The 24,157-nt window shown below is 40.6% G+C and carries 10 protein-coding genes and 1 pseudogene; all 11 read left to right on the forward strand.

Features of this window, described 5'->3' with window-relative positions; all coding sequences use genetic code 11:
* A partial coding sequence (locus A3849_RS14520; RefSeq protein ID WP_178382701.1) for an N-6 DNA methylase occupies positions 1 to 464 on the forward strand: 464 nt, incomplete at its 5' end.
* On the forward strand, positions 448 to 1,707 hold the full coding sequence (locus A3849_RS32440) for a restriction endonuclease subunit S (RefSeq protein ID WP_074112074.1): 1,260 nt from the start codon (positions 448 to 450) through the stop codon (positions 1,705 to 1,707). The genes A3849_RS14520 and A3849_RS32440, both read left to right, overlap by 17 nt.
* Positions 1,704 to 4,853, forward strand: coding sequence for a type I restriction endonuclease subunit R (locus tag A3849_RS14530; protein ID WP_074112075.1), 3,150 nt, complete (start codon positions 1,704 to 1,706; stop codon positions 4,851 to 4,853). The genes A3849_RS32440 and A3849_RS14530 overlap by 4 nt, the downstream gene beginning before the upstream one ends.
* Before the next feature lie 109 nt (positions 4,854 to 4,962).
* A complete protein-coding gene (locus A3849_RS14535; protein WP_074112076.1) occupies positions 4,963 to 6,159 on the forward strand; it encodes an exonuclease SbcCD subunit D in 1,197 nt (398 codons plus the stop codon).
* Positions 6,116 to 9,208, forward strand: coding sequence for an SbcC/MukB-like Walker B domain-containing protein (locus A3849_RS14540; protein WP_074112077.1), 3,093 nt, complete (start codon positions 6,116 to 6,118; stop codon positions 9,206 to 9,208). Before A3849_RS14535 ends, A3849_RS14540 begins: the two co-directional genes overlap by 44 nt.
* A gap of 1,088 nt (positions 9,209 to 10,296) precedes the next feature.
* Positions 10,297 to 13,836 (forward strand): annotated as a pseudogene (locus A3849_RS14545) (AAA domain-containing protein); the annotation flags it as partial.
* Between the two features lie 369 nt (positions 13,837 to 14,205).
* On the forward strand, positions 14,206 to 14,430 hold the full coding sequence (locus tag A3849_RS33570) for a YdbC family protein (RefSeq protein WP_256700780.1): 225 nt from the start codon (positions 14,206 to 14,208) through the stop codon (positions 14,428 to 14,430).
* Between the two features lie 165 nt (positions 14,431 to 14,595).
* Positions 14,596 to 15,657: a restriction endonuclease-related protein gene (locus A3849_RS14550; RefSeq protein WP_074112079.1), complete on the forward strand. Its 1,062-nt coding sequence runs from the start codon at positions 14,596 to 14,598 to the stop codon at positions 15,655 to 15,657.
* Positions 15,654 to 18,737, forward strand: coding sequence for a pPIWI_RE_Z domain-containing protein (locus A3849_RS14555; RefSeq protein ID WP_083613510.1), 3,084 nt, complete (start codon positions 15,654 to 15,656; stop codon positions 18,735 to 18,737). Before A3849_RS14550 ends, A3849_RS14555 begins: the two co-directional genes overlap by 4 nt.
* Positions 18,734 to 21,220 (forward strand): pPIWI_RE module domain-containing protein, encoded by a 2,487-nt coding sequence (locus tag A3849_RS14560; protein ID WP_074112081.1) that lies wholly within the window; start codon positions 18,734 to 18,736, stop codon positions 21,218 to 21,220. The genes A3849_RS14555 and A3849_RS14560 overlap by 4 nt, the downstream gene beginning before the upstream one ends.
* Before the next feature lie 221 nt (positions 21,221 to 21,441).
* Complete coding sequence (locus A3849_RS14565; RefSeq protein WP_074112082.1) at positions 21,442 to 24,132, forward strand: DEAD/DEAH box helicase; 2,691 nt, start codon at positions 21,442 to 21,444, stop codon at positions 24,130 to 24,132.
* Positions 24,133 to 24,157 lie beyond the last annotated feature (25 nt).

Raw genomic sequence — 24,157 nt, forward strand, 5'->3', positions numbered from 1 at the left:
ATATAAGCGTTACTCTTTGGATATTAAATAGAAACAAAAAAAATCGAACCATTGAGCAAAACGGAAAGCTTAAAAAATATCGTAATCGTATCGATGAAATTTTGTTTATGGATTTGAGAGAACTGGGTATTCCGTTTGAGAAAAAGTTTGTTCAATTTTCCGAAGATGATATTAAAAAAATTGGTGATACTTATCATATATGGCAACAAATTGATTATGAAAAAAATTATCAAAATATCGCAGAGTTTTGTTACAGTGCGACGCTTGAAGAGGTTGAGAAAAAAGATTTTTCGTTAGTTCCAAGCAAATATATTGAGTTTATAAATCGTGATGAGAATATTGACTTTGATGAGAAAATGGCATCATTACAAACCGAATTTTCCAATTTGTTGAAAGAAGAGGAGATTTCTAAAAAAGATTTACTTTCTGTGTTTAAGGAGTTAGGTTATGAAATTAAAATATAAACGACTTGGGGATTATATTAAAGAAATTAATGTTCGAAATACTGAACTTAATGTAAATAATTTGTTGGGTATAAACATTGATAAATATTTCATGTCGTCAGTAGCTAATATTGTAGGAACTGATATGACTACATATAAAATTGTCAAGAACGGACAATTCGCTTGTAACAGAATGCACGTAGGTAGAGATAAACGACTGCCAGTTGCTCTCTCAAAACAGGTTGAGGATGTAATTGTTTCTCCAGCCTATAATGTATTTGAAATTATTGATAAAGAAGCACTTGACCCAGAGTATTTGATGATGTGGTTTTTACGTAGAGAATTTGACAGAAATGCGTGGTTTTATACAGATGCCGATGTTCGAGGGGGGTTGAATTGGAAAGATTTTTGCAATATGCAACTCCCTGTTCCATCTATCAGTAAACAAAAAGAAACTGTAAAAGAATACAATGTTCTGATAAAAAGAATAAATCTAAATAAACAGCTTATTCAAAAATCAGAAGAAACCGCACGGGCTATATACAAACAATGGTTTATTGATTTTGAATTTCCTGACGAAAACGGCAAACCATACAAATCAAAGGGTGGAGTGATGGAATTTAATAATGAATTGGATAAGGAGATTCCAAAGGGGTGGAACTTGGAGAAGTTAGGTAATCTTATTAATTATAAAAAAGGATTTGCCTTTCAATCCAATGATTATACTATATCAGGTGTACCTATAGTCCGTGTATCGGATTTTAAAGATAAAACTATTGATACTAGAAATTGTAATTATTTGGATGTAGATCAAGCGCAAGAATATTCTCAATATAGATTAAAAACAAACGACATTATAATCTCAACAGTTGGCTCTTGGCCAAATAATCCATTATCAATTGTTGGGAAAATAGTTATTGTACCAGAACTGGCGAATAATTCATTGCTAAATCAAAATGCTGTCAGATTAAGAGCGACAAAAACAGAAAGACAATTATTCCTTTACTATCGTTTAATTGAAAAAGATTTCTCGGATTTTATTCTATCAGGAGCACAAGGAAGTGCAAATCAAGCAAGCGTAACTTTAGAACATTTGTTTAATTTCAACGTTCTCATCCCTTCTAGTGAAATTGGTGCTCAATTATATTCTAGTTTCAATATGTTGAATAAAAATATAATGATTAAAGAAAAAGAAAATTATTTTTTGGAGTCCCTAAAAAATATCTTGCTTTCCAAAATTGCAACACTGGAGGATAATCTATGAAATTCACAGAAGAATCTCTAGAACGTGCAGTAATAGAGCTATTTGAAACTGAAGACTATAAGCACAAAAATGGTATGTACATTCATAAGGAAATGAGTGACGTTCTCCTTCGTGATGATACCAAAGCATATCTATTCGATCGTTATTCTGATGATGATATTACGAATAACGAAATAGAAGGGATTATCCGCCAAATGGAGGTACTACCTTCTTCCGCATTATATGATAGCAACAAAGCCATTATTAAAATGATCTCAGATGGTTTTCTTTTCAAACGAGAAGACCGTAGTAAGAAAGATTTATTTATTCAATTGTTAGACTTTGAAACTTTAGAAAACAATCTATTTAAAATAGTCAACCAATTAGAAATCCAGGGTTATGAAAAACGTATTCCTGATGCTATTATTTACGTGAATGGCTTACCTTTAGTAGTGTTAGAATTTAAGAGCGCTATTAAAGAAAACACTACAATTAAGAATGCCTATACTCAACTTACAGTTCGATACCGAAGAGATATTCCAGAGCTATTTAAGTACAACGCTCTTTGTGTTATCAGTGATGGCATTAATAATAAATCCGGCTCATTATTTGCTCCGTATGATTTTTTCTATGCTTGGCGAAAAATAGAAGGGAACGAACCCTTGGATAAGGACGGTATTGATTCACTTTTTACAATGGTAAAAGGTTTATTTAATCAAAAACGTTTACTCGATGTAGTTCGTAATTTTATGTATTTTCCCGATACGAGCACTAAAGAAGAGAAGATTGTTCCTCGCTATCCACAATACTATGCTGCCAATAAATTGTTTAATAGCATTAAGCGAAATATGAAACCAGAAGGAACGGGTAAAGGTGGTACGTATTTTGGAGCGACAGGGTGTGGTAAGAGTTTTACCATGTTGTACCTTACAAGATTATTGATGCGAAGTGTACACTTTAATAGTCCCACTATTGTTCTTATAACAGACAGAACTGATTTGGATGACCAGCTTTCAGGACAATTCACTAACGCAAAGGGCTTTATTGGTGATGATCAAATAATAAGTGTAGAGAGTCGTGCTGAATTAAAAACTTATTTACAAAGCAGAAAAAGTGGTGGGGTCTTCTTAACTACCATTCATAAGTTTAATGAAGACATCGACTTGCTTACCGAAAGATCAAATGTGATTTGCATTTCAGACGAAGCACACCGTTCGCAGGTTAATCTTGACCAAAAAATAAAAATTACTAAAGATGGTGTGGAAAAGAAGTATGGATTCGCAAAACATTTACACAATTCTTTACCCAATGCAACTTATGTAGGCTTCACAGGAACTCCAATTGATGCCACAATGGATGTTTTTGGAGATGTAGAAGACTCCTATACAATGAGGGAATCGGTTTATGACGAAATAACCGTAAGGATTGTGTATGAAGGTAGAGCCGCCAAGGTGAATTTAAACGAGGCCAAACTAAAAGAAATTGAAGACTATTATAAAAAGTGTGAAGCGGATGGGGCTAACGAACATCAAATAGAAGAAAGTAAAAAAGCGGTAACACAAATGGATGTAATTCTTGGAGACCCTAAACGTTTGAAATTAGTAGCTGAAGATTTTGTGGAGCATTACGAGAGGCGTATTGAAGAAGCTGCAACCGTAAAAGGTAAAGTAATGTTCGTGGCCACCAGCAGAATGATTGCTTACGATTTGTATAAACAGATAGTTGCCTTGCGTCCACAATGGGCAGAGATTAAAGAAAGTGATGAGGGCGTAGTACTTACTGAAAAAGAGAGACAAGAAATAAAACCCATTGAGAAGATTAAAATGGTGATGACACGAGATAAGGATGATGAAGAAAAGCTTTATAAATTATTGGGCACAAAAGATTACCGCAAAGAACTAGATAGACAGTATAAATCCGAAAAGTCAAACTTCAAAATCGCCATTGTTGTTGATATGTGGCTTACTGGTTTTGACGTGCCATTTTTGGACACCATTTATATAGATAAACCTATTCAACAACATTCCTTAATTCAAACAATATCCCGAGTGAATCGTGTTTATGAAGGTAAAGAAATGGGTTTGGTAGTTGATTATTTTGGAATTAAGAGCAATATGAATTTGGCATTGAAAAAATATGGTGTGGTAGATGGTGATAATTTTGACGGGACTGACAAAGCGGTAGTAATTGTAAAAGACCAGTTAGACTTACTTACGAGGATCTTCCACAGATTCGATAGTACTGCCTATTTTAAGGGAACACCTTTACAACAACTTCAATGTTTAAACCGAGCGGCAGAATTCGCCCAGCAGACTAATGAACTGGAAAGACGGTTCATAGCGATTGTGAAAAAACTTCGTTCTGCATACAATTTATGTTGTTCCAGCGAAGAGATCACCCAAATTGAAAGAGATTACATACATTATTATTTTGCAATTAAATCTATCATTCATAAACTAACTGTTGGAGGAGCACCTGACACTTCTCAGATGAATGAAAAGGTAAGACAGATGATACAGGAAGCTTTGATAAGTGAAGGTATCGAAGAAATATTTACTCTGGATAAAAATGATCCTAGTAATAATGTGGATTTATTCAGCGATGAGTATATGGCGAAGATTGATAAAATTAAATTGCCAAATACTAAAATTAAGTTGTTACAAAAATTATTAGCTAAGGCAATAGAAGAGTTCAAGAAAACTAATAGAGTGCAAGGTGTGGATTTTTCAAAGCGATTAAAGAAATTAATTGATCTATATAATGAAAGAAAAGACTTTCAAGCAATGCAAAGCGATGTATTGGACGATGTTGCAGACCAATTCGCAAATTTGTTTGCAGAACTTGTGAAGGAGCGGAATTCTTTTAAAGATCTAGGAATTGATTTCGAAGAAAAAGCGTTCTACGATATTCTGAAAGCAATTGCGGAGAAATATAAATTTGATTACGCACACGATAAACTTATAAAGCTCTCGCAGGAGATTAAGAAGATCATTGACGACAAAGCTAGATATACAGATTGGGCGCACCGTGATGACATCAAAGCAGAGTTGAAGGTTGACTTGATTTTAACACTTGCCGAAAATGGATACCCCCCTGTTCCAAAAGATGAGATATTTAAGGAGATTTTTGAGCAGGCGGAGAATTTTAAAAAGTATAGAGTTGATTAAGTGGGAACAAAAGTTCGCTGACAACCTCCTGTCAGCGAACTTTTGTTTAATAAAGATACATAATAACAAGGCAATTTCGAAACAAGACAATCCGAAAGGACGGAAAACTATGAAAATATTCCACACAGCAGACTGGCATCTCGGCAAGCTGGTGCAAGGCGTCTATATGACTGAGAATCAGCAATATATTCTTGAACAGTTTATCAAGGATATTGAGTCAGAGCAGCCTGATGCTATCATTATCGCAGGCGATCTTTACGATCGTGCCGTCCCACCGACGGAAGCGGTGCAGTTGCTTGATCGGGTGCTGCAGAAGATCGTACTGCAGTTGAAAATTCCTGTACTCGCCGTCGCCGGTAATCATGATAGTCCAAGCCGCCTTGATTTCGGTAGCAACATTATGAGAGCCTCGGGACTACATATCGCCGGGGAACTTACCACCTCCATGGAGCCAGTGGTATTGAATGATGAGCATGGTGAAGTTCACTTCCATCTCATCCCTTATTCTGAACCGGGTAAAGTACGTTATTTACTTGGTGATGAGATTATTAGAACACATAATGATGCGATGCAGAAGATTACGGAGAATATTAAAAGAACGATGGACCCAAACGCCCGCCATATTTTTGTGGGACATGCTTTTGTAACACCTGGCGGTGAAGCACAGGATAATACCAGTGATTCTGAACGGCCGCTGTCGATCGGTGGGGCTGAACATGTAAGTTCTGAATTTTTTGACGGATTCCATTACACCGCATTAGGTCACTTGCATCAGGCACATCATGTTGGAAACGAAACAGTCCGGTATGCCGGCTCACCGCTGAAGTATTCGATTTCTGAAGAACATCATAACAAGGGATATTTAATTGTCCACCTAGATCAGCATGGAAACACAACGATTGAACGAAAATTGCTTATCCCACGACTTGATATGCGTACAGTCGAAGGTTTTATCGAAGATATTGAGCGGCATGTCATTAATGAGGATTATGTGTTCGTCCGCTTGCTGGATGAAGTGTTGGTGTCATCGCCAATGGAACGGGTACGCTCGGTCTATCCAAACGCAATGCATGTAGAACGCAAGAAGACAATCCAAGGGTTGATTGGGGAGCCACAGGTGGTTGAAGGACGAGCAAAGATGGATGGACTGTCGCTGTTCAAAGCTTTTTATAAAGACGTAAGAGGAACGGATCTATCGCCAGAAACAGAGAAGTTGTTTATCGAAACGCTGCAGGAAATCCTGGAGAAAGAAGGTGAGCATTATGAGACCGCTCAAGCTGACAATGACGGCGTTCGGGCCGTATAAGGATACAGAGGTTATTGATTTCTCTGAACTAAAAGAGCATCGCTTATTTGTGGTATCAGGAAATACGGGTGCAGGGAAGACATCGATTTTTGACGCGATCTGTTTCGCTCTGTATGGAGATGCAAGCGGTGAGGATAGAAATGATAACAAGATGCTTCGGAGCCATTTCGCCGATGACCAGGTCCACACGTCTGTTGATTTGGAATTTGAGCTGAAAGGTCGGGCGTACCGTGTTTTCCGGCAGTTAGCCCATGTTAAGACCGGAAATAAAGGTGCGACAGGAGATAGTTATGAACTGTACGAAATCAGCAGTGGAAAGGCTGTCCCCATTGTCGATCGTTTTATCGTGTCGCAGGTGGATGAGAAAATTCGCGGACTTATTGGACTCACCAAGGAGCAGTTTAGCCAGATCGTTATGCTGCCACAGGGTGAATTCCGCAAGCTGCTCACCTCAGAGACAGAGAACAAGGAAGAGATCTTGCGCCGGATATTTAAGACAGGGTTATATAAACAGGTTGCGGACCATTTGAATGAACAACGCAAGGACATGCAGCAAATTTGCTCGGAGCAAGCGAAGATGCTGGAATATCATATCGGTAATGTGAAAGGTACTCTAGGTGGGCGTGAAGCCTCTGACTTATACAAGGTTTTTGAGCAGGAGAACTACAATACTTATCAAGTGCTTGAAGCATTGGATAAAGAGATTGAATATTACACTGTGCAACTGAAAGAAAAGAAGCTCCTGTTGCAATCTGAACTGACCAAATTCCAAGAACATATGGCTGTTTATCATCAAGTACAAGCGGTAAATGGACAATTTGATCTGTTAGACCAGAAATCTGAAGTAAAACAACAACTAGTAGCGAAAGAGGATGTTATCAAGCAGCAAACAGTGCAGCTGTCTCTGGCGGAGCAAGCGGTTCACCTTCAGGTCTATGAGCAACATACTATTGAAATGACGGATGAACTGAGTCGTAAAAGCGAGTTGCTCGAAGCTGCGCTTATAGAATGCCAGCAGGCTGAAACTGCCCTCAATACGACTATTGCTCTCTATAAGGAGGAAGAGGGAAAGGAAGAATTACGGAATCAATCTTTACGTGAACTGGATCGGCTTCAAGGGTATCTCCCAGCAGTAAAAGAGATTGATCAGAGACAGCAACGAGTCATGAAGCTTACGATAGAAGTGGATACCTTGTCTAAGCAGCTGAACGGCTCAATTGATGAGCTGGAGAAGAAGCAGAGCGATCGACTCTCTAAGGCAGCGCAAGTTAAGGAACTGGAAGATAAGGTTCTTCATTTGCCGGCAAAGACTGAAAAGCTTAACCAGTTAAGACAGCAGGCTGTAACTATGAAAGAATATCTCGGCCTTTTAGACAAACGTAAAACAGAACAAGCAGAAGAAAGAGAGAATAAAGGGTCATTTGAACAAGCGGATCATGCGTATTCTGCAATTGAGGAACGTTGGATTGAAGGACAAGCAGGATTGCTTGCAAGTCATCTTCATGATGGTGAGTTATGTCCGGTCTGCGGAAGTCTGGATCATCCCCAAAAAGCTGCTGCCACCGGCGACATTCCTACCAAAGAAGAGCTTGAACGGATGCGTAAGGAGAAATCTTTATTTGAAAAAAAACACCTAGAAGTAAAGGCGAAGCTCACAACTACTGAACAGCAGATTAATGAGAAACAGCAACAGTTGCTTGAACTGGGATATCCGTTAGAACGGATTCAGAGTGTTTATGCTGATCTGCAAATAGAGGGAAAGGCACTGGTTGAAGAGGAGAAGCAACTGAAAGAAGATAATTCGATGTTGGCTCCACTCAAGCAATCACTAGATACACTGGACAGCAAATTGGAGGAGATACGTAATCAAAAGGAACATACGCTGTATTTATTCAATAGCAAAAATACAGAATATGTAACTGAGAAAGCATTATTTGATCAATCTTTATCCAGCTTGCCAGAAGAAGTACGTAGTCTCGGGAAATTAGAACAGCATATCAAGAGTGCAGAGGTTAACAATAGACAACTTGAGAGCGCGTGGAAGCAAGCACAGAGTCAATACCAGGAAGCGAACGAACGGAATATAAAGGCATCAGCAAGCCGAGTCAATGCTGAGAATGGGAAAAGTGAAGCGACTACCAATAAGGACAAGGCTCTTCAAAGTTACCTCGGAGCGTTAGAACAGGCTGGGTTCGCTTCAGAAGAAAGCTATAAAGCAGCGAAGATGAGCAATGAGGCTCAAGCTGAGCTGAAGAGTCAGATTGAAATGTACAAGGCCTCATTGGCATCGGTAACCAAGCAAATTGAGGAATTAACCTCCACGCTGGCAGGTAAAGAACGTCAAGATCTTGCCATCCTGCAGAAGCTTCTAGATGATCTGGAACAATCTATTGATATCGTTCGTGCGGAGTCTATCCAAGCTGGGAATAACTTTGATAAAGGCTCGGAATTTAAGGCGAATATTCTTGAGGCTGAGCGTAGCTGCCAAGAGGCTGAACGTGAGTACCAAGTCGTGAAAGATTTGTATGATGTTGTGCGCGGAGAAAATAGTAGTAAGATCTCCTTCGAACGCTATCTTCAAATTGAGTTTTTAGATAAAATTATTCACAATGCAAACCATCGGCTACAAAAGATGTCCGGAGGACAATACTACCTTGTCCGCAGCGACCGCATGGAGAAACGCGGCAAGCAAAGTGGCCTTGGATTTGATGTGTATGACAATTATACCGGTCAACTGAGGGATGTGAAGACATTATCCGGTGGAGAAAAGTTTAATGCTTCGCTGTGTCTAGCGCTCGGAATGGCAGATGTTATTCAAGCTTATGATGGCGGGGTTTCACTAGAAACCATGTTCATCGACGAGGGTTTTGGTTCACTGGACGAAGAGTCTCTGAACAAGGCCATTGATACTCTGATAGACCTGCAACAGTCCGGTCGAATGATTGGTGTGATTTCACATGTTCAGGAGCTGAAGAGCGCGATACCGGCAATCCTTGAGGTGAAGAAAACGAGGGAAGGGTATAGTTATACTAACTTTTATGTGAGTTAGATGCTATAAATGATTTGGCTGGAATATATCCTCTTACCTGCTTCCTCCCTCTCGGGAGGATTTTTTATGCGAACATACACTCGCTGACATATTATTGCTTTTTCAATGGTGTATAATGATGGTAAATAAATGTCGAAAAAAGGGATTTTTATCTGAATTATTGAATAGGTGTATTAATCTATTCATGTTGGTATTCCTTAATACTGGAGGTGATTATCATTCTGGAACAAACAGAGCAACAAAAACTAATCAGAGATCGGTCCATTCGATTATTTAGCTATTTGAAAGAGCTAACCCTCTTACGTACACCTGTTATTTACGATGTTCGGTCCTATGAGAAGGTGTTTTGGTTTCATGAAATCCCAGAGGAGCCAGAATGCACTCTCTCCTTGCGCGGTAAGGAATACCGGAAAGACGATACTTGGCTAGAAATTCAGAAACCGCACATTCCTGAACTTCCCACTATTCCTAAGAAGATAGAGGCATGGGTCCTTACACAAGAGTTGAAGAAACCAAGTGGTGATGTTCCTAAAATTAAAGAGCAATTGCCTAACCCTGAATACAAGATAGATCCAATCTTAGAAGATGAGGAAGAAGATAATCAGGAGAGCGAAATGAATCCCCCATTCATTTATTTCAATGATCAGATTGAGCTTCAAGATATATGGGCGGATTATCTTGAGAAGCTATGGGGGCCTTGGTTTACTGAATATAAACGTAGCAAAAAAATCCAAGATCAATATGAGAAGTTGTTCTCGATTTATCAGTTGCAAAAGAAGCTCGGTGAACAGTACGAGCTTGTTGTAGCAAGTGGTTTACTCAACTGGAAGGCACCCAATGCTAACCCTATTATTCGGCATCTACTCACAGGTCGGGCCGAACTAGCAATGGATACGAACACGGGAACATTTACACTTCGTGCTTCTTCGGAAGGTATAAAGCCTTTCTTAGAACAGGATATGTTGGAAATCGACCAAAGGCCTAATCGAGATGCGATACAATCCATAGAATTAATATTGCAGAGCTTGGAGGATGACTTTTGGAACGAAGAGCAAATGGGTTTCATGCTGCGAACATGGGTGAATTCTATGTCAGCAGAAGGTACCTTTGAGGACAGGTTAGAGGTATCTTATGATCTCAAACCGCATCCATTTGTCTCCTTCAGTCCTGCATTGATATTACGGAAGAGAACGGAACGCGGATATATACAGGCCTACTCTACGATCATTGAACAACTTAAGCTGAAAGATAACCAAGTTCCAAAAGGGGTTCATCGGGTGGTAGAAACACTGGATGAGGACTATTCAGATACATACAGTGATGAGCAAGAATTCTCGCATTCCCTATCTAATGTTGCTGATTTTAAAGTTCAAGAAATCTATTTTCCTAAGCCAGCTAACGAAGCACAGCGACGAATCGTTGAAACACTAAATAGACAAGACGGTGTCATTGTTCAAGGGCCGCCAGGCACGGGAAAAAGTCATACCATCGCCAATCTAATTTCTCATTTACTAGCCTCAGGTCAAAAAATCTTAGTCACTAGCCAAACTCCAAGAGCGTTAAAAGTATTAAAGGAAAAACTACCTGAAGAAATCCAAACTCTATGTGTTAATCTTCTGGGGAGTGATGATGGTGCCTTTCGGGATCTTGAGAAAGTTGTTCAAGGGATTACTTATCGTAGAGACTTATGGAGCTCCTCTGAAAGCAGTTTGAAAATTAACAAATTTGAGAAGGAACTTTTCGAACTTCGCAAACAAAAGGCAGAGACTGAGCATACACTGCGTTCAGTGCGTGAAAAGGAAACTTATACGCATTATTTATTGAATGGGAAATATCAAGGAACTGCATCTAAGTTGGCGAACCAGATTCGATTGGAGCAAGAATCTTATGGATGGGTAAAGGATCAAGTCGAACTTGAGGAAAAAATACCTCTAACCAGCGATGAGGCATTGGAATTATACTCTTTGCTTCATATCTTTACGGATGAAATGATTCAGGAATTGGGTCTATGGTTCCCAGAACCATTTAGTCTGGTGCAAGTAAAGCAATTTCATAATCTAGTGGAGCAGGAACAACACCTCGATCTTGTTTTAGAGAAGTATACTGATGTTCTTAATTTAGAGTTATACTCGAGCATCTCGGCCTGGGATGAAGAAGCCATTAATAGTTGTAAAGTTAACCTAGAGAAGATCGAGCACATTTACTCTGTATTATTGGAAAACGGTGAAGAATGGGTTGAGAAGACCCTTATGGATATTCACCAAAATCAAGATGTCTCATGGAGAGAATTGCTGCAGATTATTACGGGGCAGACTGAGCGGCTGCTCGAAGATGCAAGACGTTATGATGCTTTGGACGTTCAGCTGCCGGAGGGTGTTTCATTAAGGCAACTTCTACAAGATGGTAAGGTTTTGAAGAACCATTTAGATAACGGTGGTACCACACGATTCCCGTTCTTATTGAAGAAAAACATTAAAGATACGTTGTATATTACGAAGTCGATTGTATTAAATGGACAAGTATGCAGCAATATAGACGAACTCCAGACCGTTATTCAATATCTTGAATTTTTGCTACGATTAGACAAGATAACCGACTTGATGAAACCCTACATGAACTTACCCATTAGAACGGGAAGCCATTCTATTTATTCAGCTCTGCTTCTCAGAAATGTAGGGATGTTAGAACTTTGCATTCAATACTCGGATCAGCTAAAGCAACTTCATGCACTTCTAAAGAGTCACGGAACTTCGTATTCAATACGTCAGTCCGATCAGCTTGCCGAGCTAGTGAGCGTTGTTGATTCTTGCATGATATTGGAGCAGAAGAGGAAGCTGACTAAGGAATTTGAATCCTTGCGACTTAAGGTTACTCAATCAGATCAACATGATCAGGAAGATAAATCTATTCATTTGATATGTGATGATTTAATCCAGGCGATTGAATTGAGGAATGTTCAGAAATACGAGTCATCACTGTCTGATCTACAGTCACTTCACCAACGAGACATGCAATATACGAGGTTTCAGGAGCTGCAAGAAAAATTCAAAACACTTCCTCTTACTTATCTGGACTTAGTGGCAAATCAACATGAAAGAGCGTGGCCTGAGTGTTTTGAAAATATGGATCTGGCCTTTCAATGGGCACAAGCCAATACATGGTTGAAGGAATTAATGGGGCAGTCAGAAGAAGATTTAAGTCAAGTACTGGAGCGTCTGGATAAACAGATTCAAGAGATTTTAGGGGATATTGGTGCCTTGAAGGCTTGGGAGCATTGTTTTAAGCGATTAACTGCATCGGAACAACAGCACCTTATGGCATGGAGTCTTGCGATTCGGAATGTAGGTAAGGATACGGGGAAGCATGCCGAGAAACATAAACGAGATGCGAAGTATCATATGGAACACTGTAGATCTGCAATTCCTGCTTGGATCATGCCTCTTTATCGAGTCGTCGAGTCATTTGATCCTTCACAGGGTTTATTTGACGTAATTATTATTGATGAGGCCAGCCAATCCGGTCCTGAACCTGTCCTTCTGAAGTACATAGCCAAAAAAATCATTGTTGTAGGTGACGACAAGCAAATCAGTCCAGAACATGTGGGGATTTCCCGTGAGATTGTGGATCAGTTGCGCAAAATACACCTGTATGATTTTCCGCATGGTGAGTTGCTTGGACTAGACAATTCATTTTTCGATTTAGCGAATGTACTGTTCGGAGGACGAATCGTGCTTCGGGAGCATTTCAGATGTATGCCTGAAATCATCCAATTTAGTAATCAACTTTGTTACTCCAGCACGCCGTTAATTCCTCTTCGTCAATACCCTCCTAATAGGCTCGAACCTGTTAAAGCGGTTCATGTCAAGGAAGGTTTTAGACAAGGAACAGGTCAGAAAGTGCAGAATCATCCAGAAGCGAGCGCAATCGTGGATACTATCAAACAATGTATACAAGATTCCCGCTATGATGGGTTGTCGATGGGTGTTATAACTCTTCTCGGAGGTTCTCAACATCAATTAATCGAGTCTTTGCTTTTAAGGGAGATTGGACCGGAAGAAATGGAGCGCAGGAATCTTATCTGCGGCGATGCCTATGCATTCCAGGGAGATGAACGAGATGTGATTTTCTTGAGTTTAGTGGCATCACCTGGCGAGACGGCTATGAGGGCTCTAGCAAGTGAGAAGGACAAACGAAGATTTAACGTTGCTGCCAGTCGGTCTAGGGACCAGCTATGGCTCTTTCATAGTGCGACTTTGAACGATATTAGAAATCAAGGTTGCCTTCGTTATCAATTGATCTCTTACTGCCAAAATCCTACCTTGCAAGAAACTGAAGGATCAAGAGATAAATGTGAATCCGAGTTCGAGAAGCATGTTTACGATAGAATCGTTGAACGAGGATATCGCGTTATAACACAGTATGAGTTTGGTGGGTTCCGAATCGATATGGTGGTCCAAGGAATGAATGGCCAACTTGCTGTAGAATGCGACGGGGATTATTGGCATGGGCCTGAGCAATATGATGATGACATGGCAAGACAGCGTATGCTCGAGCGGTGCGGATGGAGGTTCTGGAGAATCCGAGGCAGCGAGTTTTATTATGACCCCGAAGAAGCGATGCAATCTTTGTGGGAGTTGATAGAGTTATACCAGATTTCCCAGAATGAAGTAAACGTGATGATGAACACTGATATGATTCTTCAACAAGATATGCAGGAACCCGTCGCGCCAGAAAAGACTACCATTCTAACTGAAAAGAAAGAGATGAAAGATTCTGAAGAACAAATGAATATAAGTTCTTATATTGGGATCGAAAGTAGGCAGCGGGAGTTTGATTTCTGGGGTGCTGGAAAGTCAGAACTTGATGATAGTCCTGAATCTGAAAAACTTTTTGGTTATGAAGATAACATCAAATCAGTAACCGTTAGCGTCGCCAAGGATAAACCGTTGGAAGAATCATTGAAACAAAACGAGCAGTTGGGAAAGGAGAAACGGGAGATGGCGGATTCATTAAAGTTTGAAATTCGTGAGGACCTAGGAAGTATATCAGAAACCGCTACAGGCTGGAAGAAAGAGTTGAATCTGATTAGTTGGAACGATCGTGAGCCAAAGTACGATCTAAGAGACTGGTCAGCCGATCACAAAAAGATGGGTAAAGGAGTCACCTTGTCCCTAGAAGAATTAAGAGAATTAAAAAAACTGTTGAATACAATGGATATCTAAATGTGTTAGGAGATGACATCTGATAAGCGATATTATCGGATGTTTATTTCTGAAATGTGTTTTCTATTAATATCATTGTTTCAGAGAACATACATTCGCTGACAACTAATAGTCACTCCCATAGTTTATCCTATATCTATCAATAATCTAATAGGATGGTGCTCTATGGCTAAAACACATGACACTCTTCTGTCCCTGATCACAGGGATTAACAAATGGCAAGGCAACTACGGCAAGATTCCGGACGAGCTTTATAAGGGAATGCTGTTATTCATAGAACAGACAGCTGCTTCTAAAGCTCAACCTCCGGTTGACTTATATCATTTGCTGCAGACCCTTCATCGCCCCTCCAAAGAGTGGGGTATCCCTGACCTCCAAGACTATTACCCCGAAGATGCTCCTTTGTTAGAAGAATTCATTGGCTTAACGCCGGATGCTGATGAGTTCTTGAACCGTCATGTCTCCCCACAGGATGCTGAGCAACAGACTATGTATGAGATCCTGATGTACTGCCGAGAAGAAGGCCGGCAGCTTCAGCAGGAGTATACTCGCATCCGCACGTTTCTATCTAATCCACAAAATGCCGTAGTTAATTCCTTTCAATTGTCCCAATTTGCCGATACTTTCCTTGATATTCAACTAACGAATCTGATCAAACAATGCTATGAGGAAATAACACCTATGATGGCTAACTTTCGGAAATGCCCACACTGTGGCTGGACCCTGGAATATAAGAATGATCGGTGGCGTTGTAATAAGGAAGATATCTGCCATCTGCTTGCTGATTTTGAGCTCATGAGTTCTTTTGATTTTGGTAGGGAAAGGGTATTGCGGCTTGTGCCCGGAATTCAAAGATTTGTATTGCTGCCTGGAATATCTGAACTTAGAATCGCAGAACGATTGATTCGTAAGGGATATCAGGTTGAGCTCTATCCCAATGTGGATGAATATGATCTCTTGGTATCCGAAGATGGAAAAAGGATCTTTCTTGATGTCAAGGACTTCAGAGATCCACGGACGCTTGCTAATTTCTTCAATCATCAGAGTCCTGCCTACTTGGAAAAGTACAAGAATAAATGCCTTATTGTAGTTCCAAATTATCGCAGCCAGTTCTTCGCATCTTATCGTGAACGAAGTATGAATCTGCTAAATGAAACTGCTCGGGAGTATATCGAAATGATCATGGAGAACGAAATTGAATCCATGCTGAAGAAGGTGTTTCTGTGAGGCAGACTTATTGGGAGCTTTCAGAAGGTATCATCAAGGCATTTGAAACACTTCAACTGCGTAAATCTGAAATTAACCTTCTAGTGAGCATGGAGTTATTCATTACAGGCTGTACTTTGATCGATCCTAAGCTATCCATCCATCAGGCGTGGTCAGTTCTGGTTGGTTACAATGAACCCATTCTGAAACATACAACTCGCTCGGATATCATCACCCGGCTGAGAATTCTATTTCCTGAACTGCGAACCAAGAAGAATCTCCTGAAACGAATCATTGCCTATGAGGAAATTGGGAGTGAGTATCGGTTATACGAGATCAAAGAGGATGAAGGAGCTATTCGTATTGCTCCGAGTTATTTAATTGACCGTTCTTCTATCTATAGCAGTATCCTTGAACACCCCATCCCACGCCAGTTGAATACAAAACCCTTTGCTAATGAAAAAGAGTTTACATACTCTCGAAGGATCCGAGGTGGGCAATGGATTACCTTCCACGGGAAAATCCCTGAATCTATGCTCTCCAATGAAATCAAACCTCTGCCAGCTTATCGGGCAAAAAGAATATTTAAGCTTTCGGTCCCCTATAACGGAGCTGGATTAGCAACTGAGATGGATCAACTCCTGGGAGCATCGGCCATGTGGGTGAGTAGGGCTAAGTCTGTGCTTTTGGAATCGCTTGATGGTATGGATCTAGAATTTGTGTATCAAGGGAATCAACACATTGGTGGGGGGCTTGGAGCAGGGAAGTCGACTTTTATGATGATGGAAGCCTACCGGCTGGTTAAACATGAGGGGGCAAGGGTGGGTTTCATTGAAGGCAGCGTTATGCAAGCCCTTGAGCGTGTCAGAGAACTACGTAAGCTTGGAATACTTGCTGTTCCTGTTATTGGGAGAACCTCCAGAGAAGATCATCTCAATAACTATTTGTTTGCGAATAGTAGTGGCATTCAAGAGGTTAGTGATTGGCAGAACCAGCAGTATGAGTCACTTATCCATTTATCTGATGTCTGTATCATTAAAGCGTTGGCTGAAGATTATGATCGGAGCAGCAGATATCCTTGCATCCAGTTACAGCAAGATGATACATCTGTGAAATGCCCGCTTGCACATGCCTGCGGTGTATATAATGATCTATCTTCCTTGCAGAATGCTGAGGTATGGGTAGCTACTGCACCAAGTGTGCTGAAGACACGGATATCAGCAGTGATTGATCCTTTGGAAAGAACGGTTTACGAAGCCATGTATGACCTGCTTGATGTTGTTTTTGTAGATGAAGCAGATCAGGTACAGAAGCAATTCGATGAGACCTTTTTGACACAATACAATGTGTTCGGGGCAGCTGACGATATCTTTGAACAGCTGAGGTATGAGTCTAATGAGCTAACCAGTGGATATTATGGTCAGTATGCGGGTGATCCCGCCTTTCTTGAATGGAATGATAGGCTTCGTATGCTGGATCAGATGATCTGGCGAATTTATAACAAACTGGAACTGTCTCAGACGCTTAGGAAGGATATCAGGAATAATCTGATTCGGGTGGCAGCACTGGCGGGCACATTAAGTGAAAAACTTTCTGTTGATTCTCAATTACAGTCAAGGTTATTCAAACGTTTCAGTGAATACGCCTCAGACCCATATAAGGATCCAATACTCGCAAGAACCGTTGATGAGATAGTGGAGGCAGAGAGCTACGAGCAGAAGCAAAGACTTCTGGAACAGATTATATCCAAAGTAAACGGAGTCCTTAAACCAAGGGTGAAAACAGAACTACTCTATGCGCAGCTTGAATTCTTCCTGTACTTATGTAGGGCAGAGGAGAGTATCAAATACATTTTAACTACGTTTCCTATGATTCAAGCTAAACTTGGCCTATCGATTAATTTCTCACCGTTGTTTACTATGCAGAAGGATTATCAGGCATTTATGAAAGAAGCGATGACCGGGATTACCTTGGGATATAAATATGAATTGCCTGACAATGAAAAGACCGGGAAGTTCAAGCTGATTGAATACACTGCAGTGGGCCGTCTGCTGCTTCATGATTGGCATAATCTTTATCAAGAATGTGACAGGAAAGCAGGTCCTGCGGTTGTATTTCTCTCTGGAACCAGTCATGCTCCGAAGTCGGCTCATTACGACTTGAAGACACCTTCAGAATGGTTGCTACGAGCAAACCGCCAAAGCTCAGTTATACAGATGAATTATATGCCCGTGCTTGATGAGGTTCGTGGGGGATTTTATTCAGTGTCAGGTATTCGTGATCTAGAACAGAGAAATCAATTTTTAAGTGGGATGGTACAACATCTAAAGCCAGATATTGAATATGAGCTGAAACACTGGAGAATTGAAGGTAACAACAGGAGAGTATTGCTGGTTGTTAACTCTTATGATGATGTTGAAACAGTCTGCAGTGTTTTTCGGAATGATAGAACTTGGACGGGCAGATATAAGGCGCTCTCAAGGGATGATGGTCACCAAGAAGATCAGTATTCCAGAGTATTGATTGAATCCTTTTACCGGGAACGGGCTGAGGTATTGATTGTACCCCTATTGTCCGTTGGTCGGGGATATAACATATTAGATAGGCAGGGAGAAGCCCTCTTCGGTTCAGTATTCTTTCTGGTTCGTCCTTACCCCATACCCAATGATCTGAATTATCTTGTTCAGGTCCTGCATGCGTATTTGCCAGAATATTTGCATCGGATAGAAGGAAAGAACCTTGTTTACGATAAGGCAGTTACCAAGCTACGGCAAATCAGCAGCGGTAAGCTGGAACATATGTATATGAAACCGGATTTCTGGTCAATCTTAAATCCCAAGGAAAGAGAGATTATGGGTTGGTACACTTTTGTTCCGGTATGGCAGATGATCGGCCGTTTGTTGCGTGGAGGTAGAGATGCCCATGTCTACTTCTGTGATGCTAAGTTCAACGCTAAACCAGCAGGTAACCCTGAAGGATATTCGATGCTTGAAGTATGGGCAGAAATTATGCGCAAGAACAAGAAAGATAACATTTTCCAAAGTTTATATGGGCCCTTTAGCGAAGCGATTAATAATATGAATATGGGAGGCAGTATATGAACAGAATGGAGCTCTTTGCATTGGAAGTAAATGAAGCGGTATTTTATCATGAAACGATTCATGTCATGCATATGCCGGACAGCTGGCGCGATTTTTTCATTACACAAATGACACCTCAAAACCACAAGCTTGCTTATAAGGTTGAACCTCTCTGCAAGAAGCTTAAGAGCATTTTTCCGGAGATTGTTCATGTGGACTTAAATAATAAAGTACTGCAAAAAGACTTGCCATGGATTGTTTCCACAGTGAAGATACCAGAGTCTCATATTAAAAAGCTCACACTAGGCTGGTTTGCACATTTGAAAGGATATTCAAAAGCGAATCTCCCGGAAGAGATTAAAGAGGCTGGACTGGTATGGCAAACCTCTAATTTTGGCGAACTTCATGAATCTATTGATAAATACCAATGGCTTCCTGGCTTGGCAGCTCATAAGTTCTGTGAAGAACTCCGAACGGTTGAGTTAGGGCAAGGTATTGTAGAGGAACTCCAGTTTCATCATACGATCTTTAATAATCAGCATGAATGTGTCTCCACTCCGATCAGGAAATCAACAAAACACGATCCTTTTTCTTATGTACTAAAAGTTGAACTGAAGAATCGTGGTGGGGACGCTGATAGACCGCTTATTCTTGTTACTGTAGGTACAAGGCGGTATTTGAAGAACGCACAAATTAAGGAAGGTTCCTGTTATTTAAAAGCGGATCATGCCTGTTCTGTTCTTGTGTCAGTCCGTAATCCGTATACGTTGCAAGAGAAGCTTTCTTTCTCACAGCTTCAGTTTGAGCGTCGTGCTGGTAGTGGACAGGGAACACCGCCTTTTGCAGTCTGGAAAACAGCCCTGGATGGCTTGTATTGGGATGTTCTGTACGGAGAATCCTTCGAACCTGATATGTTGCTCTCTAATCCTTCTGCATTCCTAGACGGAAAGGGTGAAGTCACTGCGTATGTAATCAATCATCATTCATTCAATAGCAAAGGTAACTTTGTGAAGTCAGGACTAGGGTTATCGGAGAAAAGTGGTCTGTTTAATAAGTTTAAAGAAGTACTTGCTATGTATCATCTAACACCGTTATTTCATATTCCGGAGATCCCTCGTAAGCGTATGAATGACATTCGGTTCCCCATTGTCGCGCATCAAGCAGAAAAGCTAATTATTGAGGTTTATAGTAGTGAAGCAATGTTTACTGCAATGAAAGAAGTTTATACGACTGAACAAAAATCACTGGAAAATAAATCAATAATCTTTAATCGTCAAATTTCAGAGAATGTATATGGTCTCAATTGCGATAAGGATGTAACCGTAGAATTCGTACACTGCAATTCTGTTGAAATTGTAAGTGAACTGGAAGTTGGAACATATAAAGCTGATGTTGCCTTTTTCAAGCGAGTGAATCAAATTAACAAGCTGCTTAATGAAGAACGCTCTTCCGGGGATCAGCGGACATTGGCATTAGTGGAGATTGCGCCTAAAGAAAACTGGAGTAAAGACGGTGATCCTAAGAGAGCTATAAGGGAAGGAATGAAAAAGGCAAGACGTCTAACACAGTTCATACAACCTCTTACGGATGATGACAAGGGTAATACTGCTCGTATAATCAATGCATTATTTGATCTGCTTAATGATGCAGGCTTCCTAAGCAACAATGTGACCAAGCTAGATTCATACGGTCCAATTCTGTCATTCAATATTTTAAAAGCAGACAACAAACATTTACCCGTCATATCGAAAATGAACGGAACAAAAATAATGTTAAGGATATTCGGAATTGAGTCATGGTTACCTTTGGGAGAGGCACCTTTTTATCTGGAAGAGGCCAAAATGTTGGACAATCCGGGCAAATGGAATCAAAGCAAACAGGTTTTTCTGGATTTTATGGTCAGAGCTATTGAGAGTGAGCTTGGTCAAGATGTAAAGCAGCTAACAGTAATGATCAATGCGACGCTGAGAAAGGATTGGCTTCCAGTAATTCGAAATACTGACCTTCAATACGATAAAGTTCCTTATCTGAGCGAACGGCTAGTAAATGATGCCCGTCTTAAGTTTATACGTGTCAATATGACGGATGATGTGCCGCAATATAGGATTATTGAAGATGATGCTGAAGAGAAATTCAACAAAGCTTCGGGGATTTTTAAAGATCCACTAGGGATATATTATGGTGTTGGTGGAAGGCCAAGAGCATGGTCTGGTGTGAGAAACGAGGATATCAAGTTCCTGTCACCTAGCAAACAGCTGCTTCAGCAGAAAGCAGTCGAGTACATTCCTCTGGGCGAGCTGGATGAGATGGAACGTGATGATCTAGCTAATTTAGTTGATCAGCTACGAAGAGTAGGTCTGAATTACGATAAACATACAATATATCCGTATGGTATTCGGATCACTAAAATTCTGTCAAAATATTTAACTGGGGAAGAGAAAAATTATGATTCGGAATTTGATGAAGAAGTGGAGTTTTGGGAGGAGGCTGAGGAGTTGGTGTAGTTTGTATTCTTACTGGTTTAGATAATATAAAGCTGAGATTGATCAAGACGACATTATGGTCGTCTTTTTTTTGTTAACAAGGACTTCAGACCCAATTTGTCGAATTAATTCGAATAAGGGAATATTTTCAAATGAACATACGTTCGCTGACATGTGGTTGTCTAGGTAATATGGTCTAATGGAAACAGGCGGTAAGATGAATGAATGGAGGCGGAGTAGTAATGGCGTATCTGAAATGTTCAGTGTGTTCAAGCATGCTTAAGGCTGTTCAAATATCTCATAGAATCAGTCAGGTTGGAGAGCAACGGAGTTTAGAGTATACCCCTAATGGAATCAAATGTTCAGATTGGTCCCTAATAATGGAAACCTATAGAGATCATTCGGAAGGCGTCTATTGCCCGGAGTGTCTGGCAACTGTACATCTGGAAAAAGATGAAATGCCATTGTGCGAGGATTCTCGGATTCCAGGAGTAAGCAGTAGTGAGTTTTCGGCCATTGAAGTTCTCGAGAAGCTAAAAGCACTAGCCGCTGAAGAGAATGCTGAGATTTATGTACATACTTTACCGGCCAAGGATGCTATTTACGCAGAAATACCAGAGTTCACACCACAGCCGATCCGGGATTCTTTAAGCCGTATGGGAATAAATCAACTCTATGTGCATCAGGCGCAAACAGTAGAAGCGGTACATAGAGAATCAAATGTGGTGTTAGTAACATCAACTTCGTCAGGTAAGACTTTGTCATACAATTTGCCGATTCTTAGTTATCTTTATGATCATCCTAATGATAAAGCACTATACTTATTCCCAACAAAAGCTTTGGCCAATGATCAATTGGATCAACTCAAACGTTTTGGTGAAATCAAATCCTCCAATCAGCCATCTTTGGATGAGTGGTTTGAGACCGAATTGAAGTTAGGTGAACGTATCATACATGCGGGTCGACTAGATGGAGATACGGAGAATGGGCCAAGGCAGCGAATTATGGAAAAAGCACAGATATGGATGAGCAATCCGGATATGATCCATTATTCTATTCTTGGCCAGGTTCAAGTGTTGAAATATTCTTCAGGTCAGCATATCCGAAATTATCTTTGCAATCTCAAATTTATAGTACTCGATGAGATGCATATGTATCGCGGTACGTTTGGATCCCATGTTGCACTGGTACTTCGTCGATTACTTAAGGTATGCCGTGAGCTAGGAAATACCCGAAATATTCAGATCATAACCAGTTCGGCTACCATAGATAATCCGGTGAAATTGGCTCAGGATCTAACAGGTCTTAAAGAGTTTGTACTCATTGATACGGATGGTTCAGCTCATGAGCGCAAAGAGATCGTTCTATGGAATCCAGGGATATCAGCTGGTGAGCAGGTTAGACGTGCACCCTCAACGGATGCAATTACGATTGCTAAGCAAGCTATGACTGTCAATCAGAAAGTAATTAAAAGTATTATCTTTCAGCCCTCCCGGAGTCAGACGATGGTGTTTACCAAATATATTAAAGATGTTTTAAGACAGCCTCTTCGCTTGCCAAAGGAACGTGTCGAAGGAGAAAAACTAGCTGCCTTTTACACGGGAATATTGCCTAATGAGACTCGGAAACGAATTATCGAACGCCTGAAATCCCACGACATCCACGTCGTTATTACTACGAATGCACTTGAAGTAGGGATTGATATTGGTGATTTGAGTCTGGCTGTCTTGGTTGGATATCCTGGTTCGAAGGCAGCATTCTCACAGCAGATCGGACGTGTAGGGCGGAAAGGTGAGGGAGTTGCCATACTTATCTGGCAGGATGATCCGCTTCAGCAATATTACATGCGTAATCCGCATGAATTTCTGCATAAAGCGCCTGAAGTCGTAAGAATTAATCCGACTAATTATAAGCTATTGGCGCTTCATTTACCTTTGCTCAAAGAAGAACTTGGGCGGGATTTAACGGAAATAGATCTGAAAAGTATGTTTCCGAACCTACATGAGGAATATATTCAATCCGTCTTGCAGACCGCAGTTGCAGCAGAAGGGACAGAAGAAGCGGTTGTAGATAAGAAGTTTAGTCTCCGTTCAATCTCAGGTCAGAGTTATAGTGTTTCTATTCGTGGGCAGAATTATGCGGTAGTGGATGGGCTGGATGAATGGAGCGCCATGCGAGATTTTCATGAAGGAGCCATCTACTGGACACCAGGGGATCGAGCATACCGAGTGGATTCTATTAATCGCCGGAAAGGTGAGATTATTCTTTTGCCTATCCAGGAGCTAACTTATCATACTCAATCTTCTTATAGAGATACCATCGATATTATACAGACGTACCAGAGACATGATTTTGAAGAGCTTCATATGGCTTATGGTGAGTTAGAGATTAAGAGAAGTGTATTTGGCTACAGAAAACTGTTCTTTGGGCAAAAGAGCGATTCAGAACAAGTGGCTCTAACTCATCCATCTGTAACGAAATTTGCTCCAGAAGGAACTTGGCTAACCATTACAGATTCAGATTGGCTGCTGCTAAAAGAGAATATCCAGGAATGGGCAAGTGAACATCGAACTACCGAGATGCTGCTAGAAGCTTCACTTCATGCCGCCCAGCATGCTATGACGTCGGTAATTCCGGATATGATCATTTGTGATGCAAATGATTTTACAGGTTTCTCTGCAAGCGGAATGTCTGCTTTTGCTAATCGACCGGTTATCGGGTTCTATGGAGAAAATGGATCTGGGCTTGGAACGATCGAGGCAATCTATGAGAATACGCCTAAGGTGATGCGTAAGGCACTTGAGCTTATGGAGAGCTGCCCTTGTAGTGAAGGATGTCCAAGTTGTGTTCAGCTCCCCGGTAAGTACAATGTTGAACTATTTAAACCTGGAGCAAAGATACTCCTGAAATCTTTAATCGAGAGGAACGATTAAGAGATGCCTCTGATATGTTCATCTT

The organism is Paenibacillus sp. P46E (genome assembly GCF_001909095.1).
Classification (GTDB): Bacteria; Bacillota; Bacilli; order Paenibacillales; family Paenibacillaceae; genus Paenibacillus_AQ; species Paenibacillus_AQ helianthi.

Excerpts from the sequence above, each read along its gene's own strand:
- A3849_RS32440 (WP_074112074.1), top strand. The coding sequence starts at position 448 with ATGAAATTAAAATATAAACGACTTGGGGATTATATTAAAGAAATTAAT.
- A3849_RS14530 (WP_074112075.1), top strand. The coding sequence starts at position 1,704 with ATGAAATTCACAGAAGAATCTCTAGAACGTGCAGTAATAGAGCTATTT.
- A3849_RS14535 (WP_074112076.1), top strand. The coding sequence starts at position 4,963 with ATGAAAATATTCCACACAGCAGACTGGCATCTCGGCAAGCTGGTGCAA.
- A3849_RS14540 (WP_074112077.1), top strand. The coding sequence starts at position 6,116 with ATGAGACCGCTCAAGCTGACAATGACGGCGTTCGGGCCGTATAAGGAT.
- A3849_RS33570 (WP_256700780.1), top strand. The coding sequence starts at position 14,206 with ATGGCGGATTCATTAAAGTTTGAAATTCGTGAGGACCTAGGAAGTATA.
- A3849_RS14550 (WP_074112079.1), top strand. The coding sequence starts at position 14,596 with ATGGCTAAAACACATGACACTCTTCTGTCCCTGATCACAGGGATTAAC.
- A3849_RS14560 (WP_074112081.1), top strand. The coding sequence starts at position 18,734 with ATGAACAGAATGGAGCTCTTTGCATTGGAAGTAAATGAAGCGGTATTT.
- A3849_RS14565 (WP_074112082.1), top strand. The coding sequence starts at position 21,442 with ATGGCGTATCTGAAATGTTCAGTGTGTTCAAGCATGCTTAAGGCTGTT.